We start from the raw sequence: 16394 nt of genomic DNA, 5'->3' as shown, positions 1-16394 counted from the left end.
AAATCAGTCTGAGTCAAATTTATGACGTGATTAAACGACAAAATAGCAAGTAATGCATTTTGGTATTGACTTAGAGCAATTCGCAAACAACGAATCGGGAGATATCTGGCAGGATTTGGCTCGTCTGCGGCGGCCTGGGAGATAGGGGCAACAAACGTCAGATTTCGGTGGAAAGGCTCACTGCACGGCGAAAAACGATGTTGCTGAGGTAAGGGCTCGTTAAAGCTTCCGACGGTTCGACGTCTCGTAAACACCGCCTGCTCACGCCAACTACAAGAGCGACCAATGGTCGCGCTTGTATATTGGATCTTCAACCAAATAACTTGTAGACGTTAGCGCCTTGCTGAGATTGGTTGAGCTGAATCAGCTCCCCTGCCACACGCTGCTTCTCGCTCTGACAGGTGGTGACCAGTTCATGGTAGAGGCTCACCAGTTCCTGCAGACGCTGCCGGATTGCTGATTCGTCCTCACGAGGTTCTACCATTGCAGCCTCGACGACTTGACGGCATTGCAGGTCCAGCACGCTGATCGCTGTCCAGTCCTGCTGTGCCATGGCGTCACGCAAAGCGTTGCCGGTTTCCTCAAGACGTTTGACTGCTGCACTCATGGATCCGCTCCGAATGAACTGGTGACAAGGCCGAACCGGCGCCGCCTGCCGCATGGTTCGCGACGCCTGATCCTTTATCGGCAACCTTCACGTCGCCTTTAATGCCATTGCGGAAAATACGGTGAGTCAGTGCAGGCTGCGAAGCCCCGTCGGAACACTGGGTGGCGCAACAGGCTCCCAGGGACCACCGGGCCGCCCGGCGCAATACCAGTCACCATCCCAGCGGTAGTACAGACGCTCGCGATAGAACAGGTCCTGCCCTTCCACAACGTAGACGCCCAGACGGTTGTCCCAATGCGCAGCGGCATGAGGCGGCGGCGCATAGCGAGGATGGCTTTTCTGAGTAGCGGGTGGGCGAGGTGCCGGTGGGGTACGTACCGGCGGAGGCGTCGTAACAGGCCCGCGAGGCGGTTCCGCCATGGGCGGCGCCGGGTCATGCGTCGGCTCCGACGTCTGATACGGATTGCCTGCACAGGCTCCTAGCAACAACCCCAACGTTACTACTGCGCCGGCTCTCGCCAGGCGCTGAAGCCTTTTTGACACCCGCTCCGCCAGCATCATCAGTCGCTCCCAAACCCTTACGATCAGGGTGTTACTGGTTGGTCAATAGTCAGCGTGATCCCATCCGAGTCCCTCGTTGCCAACGGCTCGCTACTGCCTTGCCACTCACCGCGAGTAGCGTCCCCATCCTTGGATATACGGGCGAACAATCTGACTTGGTCGAAATTGGACAACCGAAGCTGTGGAGTCATTGCATCGGCGTCACTCAAATTGACAGTCGCAGGCAAATCCGCAACGGTCAGACGCTTCACAGCCAACGGCATCGGCGGGCCAGACAAAGCACGTGCGAAGACGAACACGGCATCGGACGGACGAACCTTGTCGACCATCTCGGCAGCCAGTTGCACTTCGACTGTCAGTCCCGCTCCCGTTTCGGCAATCATCTCGCCCGCCGGTTCGGCCACGCTGGCCGAGGCCGGCTCGCCGAGCTGCTCGCGCGCACGAGCGATACCGCCCTGAATGGCTTCACGGGAAGGATCTTCAGCAGCCAGCGTTGAAACCAACCGCTCCCAAAACGCTATCGCATCCGCAAACCGTTCTTCTTCGTAGGCTGCAATACCCAACAGCCCGAGGCTTGTCACCTCGTCGGGATCACCGCGTAAGGCTTCGTCAGTTAGCTGTTGCAGCTGCTCGGACCACTTACGGTCACCGGCGAAATACAGCGCCTGTGCCAACTGTCCCAGAAGCTCCGGTTGGCGCCCTGCCAGTTTGACGACCTGCTGGTAAGCGGCGGCGGCATCCGCGGGGCGCTCCCGGCTCATATAAGTCTTAGCGAGGAAATACCACGCCTCGGCGGACTCGGGTTGAGCTTTCACAGCCCGCTCGAGCCTTCCAACCATTTCTTCCATCGTTGCCGGCTGCTCGGTGAACTCCCTCGCCAACTGAAGTTTGTCGCTCGCGCCCCAGTGTAGGTAAAGGCCATATCCGAGTAATGGCATAAGAATCGCTGCTATCAGCGGCACAGCAAGACCCAGGTGGTTGCTGCGACGGCTGGTGCTGCCTTCGGTGTCGTCTAGCAGCTCTCGAGCCGCATCGGCGCGCCCGGCCTCGAACTGCTCAGGCTCAAGGGTCCCAGCCGCCTGTTGCGTTGCCAGTTCGCCGAGCCGCTCCTGGTAAAGCGCAACATTCAGCGCTGTCCGATCCTCTTCCGCCTGTACACCACGCCCCCGCAGTAACGGCAGCAGCAGGAACGCCAAGGCAGCCAGCAATAACAGGCCTGCGCCTATCCAAAAATCAATCATGGTTCTTTTTTATCCAACAACGTGGCAAGGCGCGCGCGCTCGGCCTCGGAAAGTGTGTTCGATACCGGCCCGCCAGCTCCGCGACGACGGCGCACCAGAATGAATGCCAACACGCCGAAGCCAATCACCAATAGCGCAGCTGGCCCATACCAGAGTACGAGCGTCTTGGAATTGACCGGCGGCTTATAACGGACAAAGTCGCCGTAACGGGCAACCAGGTAATCGACAATCTGCTCGTTGCTCTGTCCCTCTTCCAGCATCCGGAAGATTTCCCGGCGCAGGTCCATCGCGATCGGCGCGTTGGAGTCGGCGATGTTCTGGTTCTGGCACTTCGGGCAGCGCAACTCTTCCACCAACGTGCGATAGCGCTCGCGTTCGGCCTCGTCTTTGAACTCGTAGGCATCAATCGCTGCCGACGCGCTGCCCAGCAGACACAGCGTCAGCACAAGCCCGTGGATTAGCTGTTTCATTCGTCCACCAGTTGCTGATAAAGCGCCGCAAGCTGTTCACGCCAGACGCGCTCGTCGATGACGCCAACATACTTGTGACGAATGATGCCCTGCTTGTCGACTAGGAAGGTTTCAGGCGCACCGTACACACCCAGGTCCAGCCCCAAAGTGCCCTCCTCGTCGCGAATATTCAGCTGGTAGGGATCGTGGAAGTCGCGCAGCCATTTTTGAGCCGATGCGTTCTCATCCTTGTAATTGACGCCATGGATGACCACGCCCTGCTCGGCAAGCTTGTTCAGAACAGGATGCTCGACCTTGCAGGCAACGCACCAAGTCGCCCAGACGTTTACCAAGGCTGGTTTGCCCTTGATGTCCCCGGCAGTAATTACCCGCTGCGGGTCCTCGACCGAGGGCAGCGAGAACGAAGGCAACGGCTTGCCAATCAGAGCCGATGGGAGCTCGGTAGGGTCCAGAAACAGACCTCGATAAAGAAACACAGCGACCAGCAGGAAGATTGCCAGCGGCAGCAACATCAATAATCTCTTCATATCAGGCTCCTTGCTGGGCCAAACCGAGCGCCTCACGAACACGGGTCCTGACTTTCACCCGATAACGTTTGTCACTCACCGACAGCACGCCACCCAACGACATCATCAGAGCACCCAACCAGATCCAGCGAACGAACGGCTTGATATGCACCCGGACGGCCCAGGCGCCGTTCTCCAGCGGCTCACCCAACGCCACGTAGAGATCACGGGTGAAACCTGCGTCGATTCCTGCCTCGGTCATTGGCATTTGTTGCACGGTGTACAGACGCTTCTCTGGATGCAGCGTCGCGACCTGTTTGTCGCCTTCAAAGACGCGAATGGTGCCTTTATCTGAGGTGAAGTTTGGCCCTTCGAAATGTTTGGCCCCGTCGAACACGAAGCTGTAACCGCCCAACTGCAGCGACTCCCCCGGAGCCAGGCGCAGGTCACGCTCGTCGCTCTGCTGGCTCGTCAGCACCACGCCCAGCGCGCAGACCACCAGACCGAAGTGCGCCAGCTGCATACCCCAATAGCTCGGCGCCAGGCTTCGCAAACCTTTCAACAGACCCTTGTGACGAGTCTTATCGAGGATGTCACGCACTCCAGCACTTACCACCCAGCCGGCGAGAAGGCAGACCGCCAGAACCGCCCAATGGAAATCACCAAACAGCATCGACCCCAGGCCGCCCAGGACCGCACTGGTTATCAGCACGGGCATCAGCATGCCGATCAGCCATTTAACCGGTGTGCTTTTCCAACGCACCAGTACGCCCACGCCGAGCGCAATCATCAGAGCGCCAACCAGAGGCAGGAACATCGCGTTGAAATATGGCGGACCGACCGACAGTTTGGTGTCGGACATGGCGTCGAGCAGCAAGGGATACAAAGTACCCAGCAGAATCATCGAGGTAGCAACGACCAACAGCAGATTATTAACCAGCAGTAGCGTTTCACGTGACCACAAGCCAAAGCCGATCTGACTCTTCACCACCGGCGCACGCAGCGCGAACAGAGTGAGCGAACCACCGATTACCACCAGCAGGAACGCCAGGATAAAGACGCCGCGCGCTGGGTCGGTCGCAAAGGCGTGTACCGAAGTGAGCACCCCGGAACGAACCAGAAACGTTCCCAGCAGGCTGAGCGAAAAGGCAGCGATTGCCAGCAGTACGGTCCAGCTCTTGAATACGCCACGCTTTTCCGTCACCGCCAGCGAGTGGATCAAAGCGGTACCCACCAACCAGGGCATGAACGAGGCGTTCTCTACCGGGTCCCAGAACCACCAGCCGCCCCAGCCCAGTTCGTAATAGGCCCACCACGAACCCAGCGCGATACCCGTACCCAGGAACGCCCAGGCGATCAGCGTCCAAGGACGCGACCAGCGCGCCCAGGCCGCGTCCAGGCGGCCACCCAGCAAGGCGGCAATGGCGAACGCAAAGGCAACTGAAAAACCGACATACCCCATATAAAGCATGGGGGGATGCACCACCAGACCGAAGTCCTGAAGCAGCGGGTTGAGATCTCGCCCATCCATCGGCGCTTGCGGCAGCAGCCGCTCGAAGGGGTTGGACGTGACAATCAGGAACAACAAGAAGCCAATGCTGATCAGCCCCATCACACCCAACACCCGCGCCAGCATGTCCTCGGGTAACTGTCGCGAGAAGATCGATACGGCAAAGGTCCAGCCAGCCAGGATGAACGCCCACAGCAGCAGCGAGCCTTCGTGTGCACCCCATACGGCGCTGAACTTGTAGTACCAGGGCAACGCGCTGTTGGAGTTCTGCGCCACATAAGCAACGGAGAAATCATCCATCATGAAGGCATAGGTGAGGCAGGCGAAAGAAAACGCCAAAAAGGAAAACTGCCCCCAGGCAGCCGGTTGCGCCAGCCCCATCCACTGACTGTCGCCCCGCCAGGCCCCGATCAGCGGGAGCGTGCCCTGCACCACGGCGAGGCACAGCGCCAGAATCATTGCCAGGTGACCAAGCTCAGGAATCATTTAGTATCCCCCTGCGCGCTATCGCTGTAAGGCTTGCTTTTGCCACTTTTCTCCAGCGCTGCGGTGACCTCAGGCGGCATGTAGTTCTCGTCATGCTTGGCCAGCACTTCATCAGCAACCAGGACGCCATCAGCGTTCATGCGGCCCAAGGCAACGATGCCCTGCCCTTCACGAAACAGATCAGGCAGGATTCCCTGATACTGGATAGTGACCGCTTCTGCATAGTCGGTGACTCGAAAGGTCACCGTCAGGGAATCGTTGCTGCGCTGAACCGAACCCTCTTCGACCATGCCGCCAGCGCGAATTCGCGTGCCTTCAGGCGCTTCGCCTGCGGCAATCTGCGTCGGTGTGTAGAAGAGGTTGATGTTCTCTTTCAGCGCGGAGAGTGCCAGCGTTACCGCGACACCGACGCCAGCCAGAATGGCCAGAATGATGAACAGACGCTTCTTGCGCACAGGATTCACTTCATTTCCTCCCGGCGCAAACGACGCGCCTCATCTTGCAAATAACGCCGACGCGCCATCATCGGCAGCGCCACGTTGAGAATCAGAACCGCCAGGCTGATGCCGTAGGACGTCCAGACGTACAGGCCATGGTTACCCATGCCGATGAAATCCGAAAATGACGAGAAATTCATGATGCTTTACCCACCAGTTCTTTCACTTCCGCTTTGACCCAACTGCTTCTCGACTCGCGACGTAGCACCTCAAGGCGCATGCGCATCAGCAGAACCAGCGTAAAGAAACAGTAGAACCCCAGCACCATGATCAGCAGGGGCAGCCACATTTCCAGCGGCATGGCCGGCTTTTCCGTCACGGTGAAGGTGGCCGGCTGGTGAAGGGTGTTCCACCACTCGACCGAATATTTGATGATCGGGATATTCACCACCCCGACGATTGAAAGCACGGCACAAGCCTTGGCTGCACTGTCGCGATTGGTAATGGCCTGGCCCAAGGCAATGATGCCGAAATACAGAAACAGCAGGATCAGCATCGACGTCAGACGTGCATCCCACACCCACCAGGCGCCCCAGGTGGGCTTGCCCCACACCGCACCGGTGACCAACGCAATGAAGGTCATCCAGGCACCGATGGGCGCAGCTTGCTGCAGTGCGACATCGGCCAGCTTCATCTTCCACACCAGCCCAACCAGCCCTGCCACCGCTAGCATCACATAGATGGACTGCGCCAGAAACGCTGCCGGAACGTGGATATAGATGATCCGGAAGCTATTGCCCTGTTGGTAATCCTGAGGTGCAAAGGCCAAACCCCAGACCACTCCGACTCCAACCAGCAGCAATGCGGCCCAGGCCAACCATGGCAGCCAACGACCACTGATGCCATAAAACCATTTAGGCGAACCCAGCTTGTGGAACCATGTCCAGTTCATAGAGTCTGCCTCACGCCCGCTATGTATACCGATACTGCGCCGAAACCGGGCAACCGGCGCTTGTTCGAGATCATGGAACCCATCGTTGCGATAACCGCTCGTCTCGCCCCGGCCAACTGCGTTCCGCTACTGGATAAAAACATTCTGCCAATCCGTCATTCGCCGACGCTGATTCTCAGGCCGGCCGCTATTGCAAAGGGTGTCAGCGTAACTGCCAGGGCAGTCAGGCTGGAAAGCCATAATAGATAACCGAGCGCAGGCAGCCCCTGCAGCGCTGCTTGCAACGCGCCACTGCCAAGGATAAGCACGGGGATGTACAGGGGGAGAATAAGCAGCGCCAACAACAGCCCGCCTCGCTTGAGCCCAACGGTCAAAGCCGCTCCGACCGCGCCCAGCAGGCTCAGGACCGGCGTACCCAGCAGCAGCGACATCAGCAACACCGGCAAAGCGCTGACCGGCATACCCAACATGAGGCCCAGCAATGGCGCAAGCAGCACCAGCGCCAGGCCAGAGAACATCCAGTGTGCCAGCACCTTGGCGAGAACCAGAAGCGCCAAGGGGTGCGGCGAAACGACCCACTGCTCCAGCGAGCCATCCTCGAAATCACTGCGAAACAACCCATCCAGCGAAAGCAGCACGGCCAACAACGCAGCGACCCAGATAAGTCCGGGTGAAATGGTCTGCAACAGTTGAGTCTCGGGGCCGACCGCCAGGGGAAACAGTGCGATGACAATGGCGAAGAACACCAATGGGTTGGCCAGCTCCGCAGGCCGACGGAACAATAGTCGGCTTTCGCGAGCCAGCAACAGGGTAAAGACGTTGCTCATGCGGCTCGTTGCCCCAGATCGATTTGGCGGAAGCCCGCCGGCATTTCAACGAGCGAATGATGGGTGGTCAGCACGACCATACCGCCTTGCTCGCAATGAGTAGCCAGATGCCGCTCTAGCTGCGCCACGCCGCCTTTGTCGAGCGCCGTGAAAGGCTCATCGAGAATCCACAGGGGCGGCGGCGACAGATACAGCCGGGCTAGCCCAACCCGGCGTTGCTGGCCGGCGGAGAGTGTATGACAGGGTACATCTTCGAAACCGCGCAACCCAACGGTATCAAGTGCCTGCCAGATAGCATCACGTGACGCTGGCTGATGCAATGCGCACAGCCAGGTGAGGTTTTCTTCGGCGCTTAGCAACCCTTTGATACCTGCAGCATGACCTATCCACAGCAGGTTGCGGGCCAGTTCGCCGCGCTGGCTTTCCAGCGTTTCGCCCTTCAGCAATACCTCCCCGGAGGTCGGCTGCATCAACCCGGACAGCAAGCGCAGCAAGCTTGTCTTGCCACTGCCGTTGGGGCCGGCGATCTGCAACATTTCACCTTTGACGATCTGCAGGTCTAACCTCTCGAAAAGCAGGCGCCAGTCTCGCTCGCAGGAAAGCGCCACAGTTTCTACAAAGGGGCTGGACACGCTAGGGCTACCTCAAGATGAAAGGAGCCCGGCCGCTACATGCTCGGGCGGGCGGCGGAATTATACATGCCGAACCCGGGCGCCAAAGACCACAATGTAGAAAGGTTGTAAGAGCATTTAAGTAAGATGACCGAGATCAAAAGCACCCATGCAATTCCCGCGACCGGTCCCTCTCGCCCGGCAGTGGCGCCGGCTGACCTGGCGCTGAAACTGCTGCAGCCGATGCAGGGATTGCTTGCCGCTGGTGAGAGTGCCGAGGCGGAAGTCATCAGTATCAAGGAGGCCTTGCAAAGCTTTCAGTTGACGCTACGCCTGACCCTGACCAATGGACGACATGCAACGGTCGAAACCACGAGTCCAAAAGCAGCCACGCCCGGGGCTGCTCTGTTCATCACCGCTGTAACCGATTCGCGCCTGATAGCCACACTGCAGCCTAATAACCGTCAGCCGCAGAGCAGCATCGACCTTTCGCAACTGCCCACGGGCAGCGTGGTACAAGGCAAGGTGACGGCCAGCCAGCAGACCCAGCAGGACGGCAAGATTCTGTTCAAGGTCGTCATCACCCTGCTCAATTCGCCGCTCGCCGGACAGAAGCTCAATGTCGAATCCGCCATGCCGCTTGCGCCGGGCAGCCTGATTACCGCGCGCGTTCAGGGCGACCAGTCACTGGCCTTCTTGCCACTGAGCGGTCGCCTCGATCAATTGATGCTCGGTCAACAACTGACTGCCCAGCACAGCCGCCAAGGCTCGATCGAAGGGCTGCTCAGTGCGCTTACATCCAGCTCGGCATTGCCGGACCAGTTGCGAGGTGCAGCAGAGCGATTGCTCGGGCTGGTGCCGAACATGCAACAACTTGGCGATGCCAAGGCCCTGGCACAGGCGCTGGCGCGCAGCGGGGTCTTTCTGGAAGGCAATCTCCTGCGCGGCGAAGCAAGCGATCTGCCGACCGACATGAAGGCCACATTGCTCCGCCTGATCGCGCAACTACCGGGCCTACCGGGTGGAGGACCGCTAGGAGCGGCGCAAGCAAGTGCGAGCCTCGGCCAGGCCCTGCCGGCCTTTGCACGCAATGCGCTCGGTGCGCTTGGCCAGCCCAATTCGCGCCAGCTGGCGCAAAACTTCCCGTTATCGAACCGGTTATTGCCGAACGCCGATGAAGAGGCCGATCTTGAACTATTGCTCAAGCTAGCCGCGGCGGCCGTATCGCGGCTACAGACACATCAACTGTCCAGCTTGGCTCAGACCCAGACCAGCCCGGACGGCACCCAGGTCACGACCTGGCAGCTCGAGGTGCCAATGCGCGACCAGCGCGATATCGTCCCGCTGCAAGTGAAGTTTCAACGTGAAGACGAACCCCAACAAAGCCGCAAGGAAAAACCGGAAACGCTCTGGAAGGTCGAACTCGCGTTCGATGTCGCGCCCCTCGGCCCGTTGCAAGTCCAGGCACAACTGCTGCAGGGCAGTCTTTCGAGTCAGATCTGGGCCGAACGCAGCGGTACTGCCGAGCTGATCTCGGCAGAGCTTGAGCACTTGCGTCAGCGACTGGTCACAGCAGGGCTGAATGTCGGTGAACTGGCCTGTCGACAGGGCACGCCGCCACAGGGACCTCGCACTTCACTGGATCAACGCTTCGTGGATGAAACCGCATGACTGCCCCTACGCCGCGCCAGGCCATCGCTCTCACCTATGACGGTGCCACCGCACCGACCCTCTCAGCGAAAGGCGACGATGAACTGGCCGAAGCGATTCTGGCAATCGCTCGCGAACACGATGTACCGATTTACGAAAATGCCGAACTGGTGAAATTGCTAGCGCGCCTGGAACTGGGCGATGCGATCCCGGAAGCGCTTTACCGCACCATTGCCGAAATCATCGCCTTTGCCTGGTACCTGAAAGGTAAATGCCCGCCGGGCTTTGGCCGTGACAGAGATACATCGGCGATTCCGCGACTCAATGGGCCTGAGCATTGAGCGTCGCGATATCATCGATCTGGTCTTTTTCCTGCGGAAAATCAGCCAGCATCCAGGCGAAATAACCTTCCCGAAAATAAAAAACCTGCTGGTAGCCCCATTCGACTGCAAGGCGAACTGCCTCCGCGCTGGCCGGACAGACCTCGCTGTCGCAATAAACGACCAGCGGCACGCTTCTTGGCCATTCGGTGCGCGACAGGCCAATGAATTCACGCGCGAGATTCATATGCACCGCACCTTCAACGTGCCCCCAGCTCCATTCGCGCCTGGGGCGCACGTCGATGAACACCGCTCCGAGCGCATGAAGCTGCCGAGCCTGATAAACATTGATAGTCATTGCACCATCGACTTCCGCTGGCGCTTCCGCTGCAAAAACCCACGCGGGGCTCGCCAGCAGGCACAGCATTAGAATGCGCAGCATCACATCCTCCCCGCCCTTGAGGCACAGGTCGGCACCAGACATGGTGAGACCTTGTCCAGATTGGAGGAAGCAATGGTCATATCGTTCACTGCCGCGGTCGACGGGTCGACGGGTCGACGGGTCGACGTATTGGCAACTGAGCGCAGCGCTAAAATTCTCGGCGCTAATCGGTATCGCGGCGCGCCTGATGCAGCTTGCGCATCAATTCGGCTTCGGATTGGGACAACCCGCAGGACTGCGTCAGATCATCGACGCTAGCGCCCATACCGACCAGCTTAGCCGCCTGGGAAAAAGAGAAGTTATTGGGATCACGCTGTTCGAGCTGGCCTAGCTTTTCTGGCAACGGGGCAACGATGCGCGACAGCTCATGCAGGTCTTTACCCATCCGAACGTTGCTTTCGAGGTAATTATCCAGCCGCGCGCCGAGCGCCTTGATGCGTTTGTCACGGATAGCGTCTTCGCGCGCTTGCGCTTCGACCTGCTGGCGCTGACGGCGAAACAGCCAGATGCAGCAACCGAGCAATGCCAGGCAGCACAAGGCAAGCGCAACGACCGCCGCTACCAGCGACGCAATCATGCTTCAGATGCTCTCAAGTTCCGCCCATTCTTCTTCGCTCATCATCTTGTCCAGTTCGACCAGAATCAGCAGTTCATTGTTCTTGTTGCATACGCCCTGGATGAATTTCGCCGACTCATCGTTACCAACGTTCGGTGCGGTTTCGATCTCCGACTGGCGCAGGTAGACCACCTCGGCAACGCTGTCGACAAGAATGCCGACCACCTGGCGATCAGCCTCGATGATAACGATACGGGTGTTGTCCGATACCGGCGCCGTGTCGAGACCAAAGCGCTGGCGCGTATCGATCACCGTAACGACGTTGCCACGCAGGTTAATGATGCCCAGTACATAGCTGGGAGCACCCGGCACCGGGGCGATTTCGGTGTAACGCAGCACTTCCTGGACCTGCATCACGTTGATGCCATAGGTCTCGTTATCCAGTCGGAAGGTTACCCATTGCAGGACCGGATCATCGGAACCCTGTGCGGAAGTCATCTTCATAGCCCCACCTCTTCATGTACCGCACTGGCGGTTGATTCTATCGGTTACTCGGAGCGCTTGCGTGCCCCTCGGTTTGTTCAATTGGTTACGACGGGACGCCCTTGAGATGTCGGGTCGCGCCGCTGGCGATCAGCTCGGCGAGCGCGGTTACGTCGACCAGAGCACACATGTGGTCAATCACCGTCCCGGCGAGCCAGGGGCGCTGCGTGCGCTGCGTGCGCCACTTCACTTCTTTCGGGTCCAGACGAATCGAGCGGCTGACCTGGTGTACCGCCAGGCCCCACTCATAACCCTGCACTGAAATCACGTACTGAAGCCCGTCGCGGAAATCGTCGCGATAGCGCTCGGCCATGACCCAGCGTGCAGTGTCCAGCACTTTCAGATTGCCAGCCTGGCTCGGCAAGATGCCGAGAAACCAGGCGGGCTGGCCGAAAAGAGGCGTGAGTTCCTGCCCGGCAAGCGGATAGATCGAACCGAGACTGACCAGCGGCACCGCCAGCGTCAGCCCGGCCACATCAAACAGCAAACATTCGAACGGTTCCTCGCCCCACTCCGGCTGGCTGTTCGGGATCGCTGGCGGGCCGTTCGGCGCCTGCGCCTGCAAGTCGAAAATGGCAATCGGCTCGACCGTTGCAGGCGGTGCATCCACCGATGATTCGGGGGGCAATTCGAGCAACGCCTGCACCTCGGCAACTACCGGAACGGCAATGGCTTCGGGTTCAGGCGGAGCAACCGGACGTAGCGCCACGACCCGCTGTGTATCGCGCTGCTGCTCCTCGAGCACGGCCGCCTGGAACTCGTCTGGACTGACCGATTCGGCCAATTCCATGACGGCATCCTGCAGAAGTGCATCGAGATACGACTGCAGTGTCTGTTGCGATCGGCTTTCTTTAAGAACGGTACGACTCATGGAACCAACTCGTGCAAACCCACTGGATAGGCTATCGGCCGCACCCAGGGCGAACTTGAACGGCGAACGCGGCCATACGTCGTCATTCAGGCCACCTCTGGCGAGGCTTGCGCCGCCAACAGTGTCTTGAGCAGTGCGCGATAGGCGAGCACGCCACGGCTACTAGGATCGTGCTGCGATGGCGTCAGGCCGGCGCGACTGGCATCACGCAGACGTGTATCAATCGGAATGAAGGCTTGCCAGAGGTGCTCCTGATAGCCATTGCGCAAGACTTTGAGCGTGTTCATCGAGGCTTGGGTGCGGCGATCAAACATCGTAGGCACGATGGTGTAAGGCAAGGCCTGCCGACGCGACCGGTTGATCATGCTCAGCGTACTGACCATGCGCTCCAGCCCCTTCATGGCCAGGAATTCGGTCTGCACCGGGATGATCAGCTGCTGACTGGCGGCCAGCGCGTTGACCATCAGCACGCCCAGCAGCGGTGGGCTGTCGATAATGGCGTAATCGAAATCCTGCCAGAGCTGAGAAAGACTTTTGGCGATGACCAGGCCGAGGCCGTTCTGGCCCGGGGACTGGCGCTCCAGCGTCGCCAGCACTGTGCTGGATGGCAACAAGGAAAGGCGCTCATGGCTGGTTGGCAGCAACAACTGCCAGGGAAGCCCCTCGGGAACGGTACCCTGATGCTGGAACAAGTCGAAAACGCTGTGATCGAGGTTGTCCGGATCATGCCCGAAATAGCTGGTCATCGAGCCGTGGGGATCGAGATCCAGCGCTACGACCCGCTTGCCGGAGTCGGCCAGCAAACCGGCAAGTGCAATGGAGGTAGTGGTTTTGCCCACCCCGCCTTTTTGATTGGCTACAGCCCAGACTCTCATAACTCTCTTTCCATCCGGATCGAACCAGACCGGGACCGGCCGTCTCGGCATGAGCCAACGACGGAGAATTGACGATGCCGCGAGCGGCCCCTAACCATCAGAAGGCACAGCACGTTGTGTGCCAGCTTGCGAGGCATCGCTCACAGGCTGGGCATTCCCACTTCCCACACCGCTGACGCTGCGACGGACATCAAGATTGCGTGAAATAACCAGGATCACACGGCGATTACGTGCCCTGCCTTCGGCAGTGGAATTATCCGCAATGGGCTGGAATTCGCCGTAACCCACCGCCGCCAACCGTGCCGGGTCAACACCGTCCGCAGCCAACATCCGCACCACACTGCCAGCACGCGCCGCCGACAGTTCCCAGTTGGTCGGAAACTTCGCCGTATTGATAGGCAGATTGTCGGTGAAGCCTTCAACGTGAATCGGATTATCGAAAGGTGCCAGTATCCCGGCGACCTTTTCCAACAGGGCGAATGCATGGTCATTGGGCAACGCATCGCCGCTGGGAAATAGCAAGCTCGAGTTCAGCTCGATTTCGACCCAGAGTTCATTGCCGCGAATCGTCAGTTGATCAGAGGCGATCAGATCGGCAAAGGCCGCCTGCATGCTCTGCATGATGCTCTGCAGCGGATCGATTGGCTGCTGCGATGATTGCGGCTCATCGATCTGGGATGCGTCCTGCTGGGTAGTCCGCGGCCGCTCTTCTCCAATCGGAATCGGCTTTACGGCCCTGTCGACCTGGTTGAAGACACCGACCAGCGAATCGGACAGGATCTTGTATTTGCCTTCGTTGAGCGAGGAGATCGAGTACATCACCACGAAGAACGCAAACAGCAGCGTGATGAAGTCCGCATAGGACACAAGCCAACGCTCGTGATTCTCCGGCTCTTCGTGGGAGCGGCGGCGCGCCATAATCAGATCGACTCCAACCGAGAGCGACAGATGAACAGGCTCACCGTAGCGGCGCTTGGGCAGAGCGTAGTGGATAAAGCGTTTGCCATGTTCATTCCCAGACCCGCAGCGCGAAGCATACGCACCGTTGCTGAAGGGTTATCAATCGAGGAAACCTTGGAGCTTCATTTCGATTGAACGCGGGTTCTCTCCCTCAGCAATCGACAGAACGCCCTCAAGTAACATTTCGCGGTAAGCGGTCTGCTTCTGCACCACGCTTTTGAGCTTGTTGCCCATCGGCAACACCAACAGGTTGGCAAAGGCCACGCCGTAAATGGTGGCAACGAATGCAACCGCAATACCGCTGCCCAGCTGGCTGGGATCGGCGAGATTGCCCATGACATGGATCAGCCCCATCACCGCACCGATAATGCCGACCGTGGGGGAATAGCCGCCCATACTCTCGAACACTTTCGCCGCCCTGAGATCGCGGGTTTCCTGCGTATACAGGTCAACCTCGAGAATGCTGCGAATCACTTCCGGCTCAGCCCCATCGACCAGCAGCTGCAAGCCTTTGCGGGCGTAGGGGTCAGGCTCGGTTTCGGCGATCGGCTCAAGACCAAGCAGCCCCTCCTTGCGCGCCGTGGCACTCCATCCCGTGACCAGACTGATTCCACGAACCATGTCGATGCGCGGCGGGAAAAATATCCAACCCATCACAGACATCGCACGCATGAATACCGCCATGGGCGTCTGCAGCAGCACCGCACCGAGCGTACCGCCGAGTACGATCAATGCGGCTGGCCCGTTTAGCAGCGCCGAAACATGCCCGCCTTCGAGGAAGTTACCCCCGACAATGGCAACAAACGCAAGGACCAGCCCGATCAGGCTGAGTACATCCATCAGATGCACGCCTCGCTCAAGCGGCGACCAATGTCATCGAGCCCGTAGACGGCGTCGCTGAGGTTGGCCTTGACCACTGCCATCGGCATGCCATAGATGACGCAACTGGCCTCGTCCTGAGCCCAAACCTGGCTACCGCTCTGCTTGAGCATCCTCGCCCCTTCGCGGCCATCAGCCCCCATGCCGGTCAGCACCACGGCCAGTACCTTGTCGCCGTAAGCCTTGGCGGCGGAGCCGAAGGTGACATCGACGCAGGGCCTGTAATTGAGACGCTCGTCGCCCGGCAGGATACGCACCGTACCGCGCCCGTCGACCATCATCTGTTTGCCGCCGGGCGCCAGCAGTGCGAGGCCGGGACGCAACAGATCACCGTCTTCGGCTTCCTTGACGCGGATCTTGCAAAGCTTGTCCAGGCGTTCGGCAAAGGCTTTGGTAAAGGCCGCGGGCATGTGCTGGATCAGCACGATAGGCGCCGGAAAGTTTCCGGGCAGCTGGGTCAACACGCGCTGAAGCGCCACCGGCCCACCGGTCGAGGTGCCGATGGCGACCAGCCTGTACGGCTTGCGCCGAGGCGCCGGCGTCGACGCCGCATGGACTGGCGCGGCAGGCCTCGCATGGGTTGTGCTACCCAAAGAGGTGCCAATCGGACGCACTGCCTGGGGAGGAGCAGCCGGAGCGCTAACGGTGCTGCTGAAACGGCGATTGCTACGCGAGATGCTATGCACCTTCTCGCAGAGCAACTGCTTGACCTTGTCCGGGTTTCGCGAGATGTCCTCGAAATTCTTGGGCAGAAAGTCGACGGCGCCCGCATCCAGCGCATCGAGCGTGACCCGTGCGCCTTCGTGGGTAAGCGAGGAGAACATCAACACCGGCGTTGGGCAGCGCTGCATGATCTGCCGGACTGCGGTGATACCGTCCATCATCGGCATCTCGTAATCCATGGTGATGACGTCCGGTTTCAGCGCCAGCGCCTGGTCGATCGCCTCGCGCCCGTTGGTCGCGGTTCCGATCACCTGAATGTTCGAGTCTGAGGAAAGGATCTCCGATACACGACGGCGGAAGAAGCCGGAATCGTCCACCACCAGGACCTTGACTGCCATAAAACAACTCCTAGCGACAGCGGTCCGTG

21 protein-coding genes are annotated in these 16394 nt (G+C 59.5%); 2 read left to right on the top strand and 19 right to left on the bottom strand.

All coding sequences use genetic code 11. From position 1 onward, the window contains the following. Positions 1-310: 310 nt before the first annotated feature. From fliT to ccmA, 11 genes are all read right to left on the bottom strand, one after another. Positions 311-607 (bottom strand): flagellar protein FliT, encoded by a 297-nt coding sequence (gene fliT, locus BUE09_RS14075; RefSeq protein ID WP_073301552.1) that lies wholly within the window; start codon positions 605-607, stop codon positions 311-313. 126 nt (positions 608-733) lie between these two features. Further along, a complete protein-coding gene (locus tag BUE09_RS14070; protein WP_073302010.1) occupies positions 734-1165 on the bottom strand; it encodes a hypothetical protein in 432 nt (143 codons plus the stop codon). Between the two features lie 26 nt (positions 1166-1191). Beyond that, on the bottom strand, positions 1192-2409 hold the full coding sequence (gene ccmI, locus BUE09_RS14065; RefSeq protein ID WP_073301551.1) for a c-type cytochrome biogenesis protein CcmI: 1218 nt from the start codon (positions 2407-2409) through the stop codon (positions 1192-1194). Next, positions 2406-2879, bottom strand: a complete 474-nt coding sequence (locus tag BUE09_RS14060; protein ID WP_073301548.1) for a cytochrome c-type biogenesis protein — start codon at positions 2877-2879, stop codon at positions 2406-2408. The genes ccmI and BUE09_RS14060 overlap by 4 nt, the downstream gene beginning before the upstream one ends. After that, positions 2876-3406: a DsbE family thiol:disulfide interchange protein gene (locus tag BUE09_RS14055; protein WP_073301546.1), complete on the bottom strand. Its 531-nt coding sequence runs from the start codon at positions 3404-3406 to the stop codon at positions 2876-2878. Before BUE09_RS14055 ends, BUE09_RS14060 begins: the two co-directional genes overlap by 4 nt. A 1-nt stretch (position 3407) precedes the next feature. After that, entirely contained in the window at positions 3408-5381 is a 1974-nt protein-coding gene (locus BUE09_RS14050; protein WP_073301544.1) for a heme lyase CcmF/NrfE family subunit, read from the bottom strand. Continuing rightward, positions 5378-5845: a cytochrome c maturation protein CcmE gene (ccmE, locus tag BUE09_RS14045; protein ID WP_019340632.1), complete on the bottom strand. Its 468-nt coding sequence runs from the start codon at positions 5843-5845 to the stop codon at positions 5378-5380. The genes BUE09_RS14050 and ccmE overlap by 4 nt, the downstream gene beginning before the upstream one ends. Beyond that, entirely contained in the window at positions 5842-6018 is a 177-nt protein-coding gene (gene ccmD / locus BUE09_RS14040) for a heme exporter protein CcmD (RefSeq protein ID WP_073301543.1), read from the bottom strand. Before ccmD ends, ccmE begins: the two co-directional genes overlap by 4 nt. Beyond that, complete coding sequence (locus BUE09_RS14035) at positions 6015-6770, bottom strand: heme ABC transporter permease (protein ID WP_073301542.1); 756 nt, start codon at positions 6768-6770, stop codon at positions 6015-6017. Before BUE09_RS14035 ends, ccmD begins: the two co-directional genes overlap by 4 nt. Positions 6771-6925: 155 nt before the next feature. Further along, positions 6926-7597 carry a heme exporter protein CcmB gene (gene ccmB / locus BUE09_RS14030; protein WP_073301541.1) on the bottom strand — a complete coding sequence of 224 codons (672 nt, stop codon included), beginning with the start codon at positions 7595-7597 and terminating at the stop codon, positions 6926-6928. Continuing rightward, positions 7594-8229 (bottom strand): cytochrome c biogenesis heme-transporting ATPase CcmA, encoded by a 636-nt coding sequence (gene ccmA / locus BUE09_RS14025; RefSeq protein WP_073301540.1) that lies wholly within the window; start codon positions 8227-8229, stop codon positions 7594-7596. The genes ccmB and ccmA overlap by 4 nt, the downstream gene beginning before the upstream one ends. A gap of 126 nt (positions 8230-8355) precedes the next feature. Between ccmA and fliK the strand changes: the two genes are divergently transcribed. Further along, positions 8356-9879, top strand: a complete 1524-nt coding sequence (fliK, locus tag BUE09_RS14020; RefSeq protein ID WP_073301539.1) for a flagellar hook-length control protein FliK — start codon at positions 8356-8358, stop codon at positions 9877-9879. Beyond that, entirely contained in the window at positions 9876-10199 is a 324-nt protein-coding gene (locus BUE09_RS14015) for an EscU/YscU/HrcU family type III secretion system export apparatus switch protein (RefSeq protein WP_073301538.1), read from the top strand. The genes fliK and BUE09_RS14015 overlap by 4 nt, the downstream gene beginning before the upstream one ends. On the opposite strand, the gene BUE09_RS14010 is transcribed toward BUE09_RS14015, so the two are convergent. The 8 genes from BUE09_RS14010 to BUE09_RS13975 all read right to left on the bottom strand — a co-directional run bounded on the left by BUE09_RS14010 (position 10180) and on the right by BUE09_RS13975 (position 16365). Further along, positions 10180-10620, bottom strand: coding sequence for a rhodanese-like domain-containing protein (locus BUE09_RS14010; protein ID WP_073302008.1), 441 nt, complete (start codon positions 10618-10620; stop codon positions 10180-10182). The two genes, BUE09_RS14015 and BUE09_RS14010, sit on opposite strands and share 20 nt — an antisense overlap. Positions 10621-10783: 163 nt before the next feature. Further along, positions 10784-11197, bottom strand: a complete 414-nt coding sequence (locus tag BUE09_RS14005) for a DUF2802 domain-containing protein (protein WP_073301537.1) — start codon at positions 11195-11197, stop codon at positions 10784-10786. Between the two features lie 3 nt (positions 11198-11200). Continuing rightward, positions 11201-11680: a chemotaxis protein CheW gene (locus tag BUE09_RS14000; RefSeq protein ID WP_019340623.1), complete on the bottom strand. Its 480-nt coding sequence runs from the start codon at positions 11678-11680 to the stop codon at positions 11201-11203. A gap of 85 nt (positions 11681-11765) precedes the next feature. Continuing rightward, positions 11766-12590, bottom strand: a complete 825-nt coding sequence (locus tag BUE09_RS13995) for a CheW domain-containing protein (protein WP_073301536.1) — start codon at positions 12588-12590, stop codon at positions 11766-11768. Positions 12591-12676: 86 nt separating this feature from the next. Then, positions 12677-13465 (bottom strand): ParA family protein, encoded by a 789-nt coding sequence (locus BUE09_RS13990; RefSeq protein ID WP_073301535.1) that lies wholly within the window; start codon positions 13463-13465, stop codon positions 12677-12679. Between the two features lie 90 nt (positions 13466-13555). Continuing rightward, positions 13556-14383, bottom strand: a complete 828-nt coding sequence (gene motD / locus BUE09_RS13985; protein ID WP_073301534.1) for a flagellar motor protein MotD — start codon at positions 14381-14383, stop codon at positions 13556-13558. A 141-nt stretch (positions 14384-14524) separates the two neighbouring features. Continuing rightward, positions 14525-15265, bottom strand: a complete 741-nt coding sequence (locus BUE09_RS13980) for a flagellar motor protein (RefSeq protein ID WP_019340619.1) — start codon at positions 15263-15265, stop codon at positions 14525-14527. After that, positions 15265-16365, bottom strand: coding sequence for a protein-glutamate methylesterase/protein-glutamine glutaminase (locus BUE09_RS13975; RefSeq protein WP_073301533.1), 1101 nt, complete (start codon positions 16363-16365; stop codon positions 15265-15267). Before BUE09_RS13975 ends, BUE09_RS13980 begins: the two co-directional genes overlap by 1 nt. Positions 16366-16394: the final 29 nt, after the last annotated feature.

This window comes from Stutzerimonas xanthomarina DSM 18231, assembly GCF_900129835.1.
Lineage (GTDB): Bacteria > Pseudomonadota > Gammaproteobacteria > Pseudomonadales > Pseudomonadaceae > Stutzerimonas > Stutzerimonas xanthomarina.
Note: the sequence above shows the minus strand (reverse complement) of the source record. Positions and strands in the feature narration are given on the sequence as shown.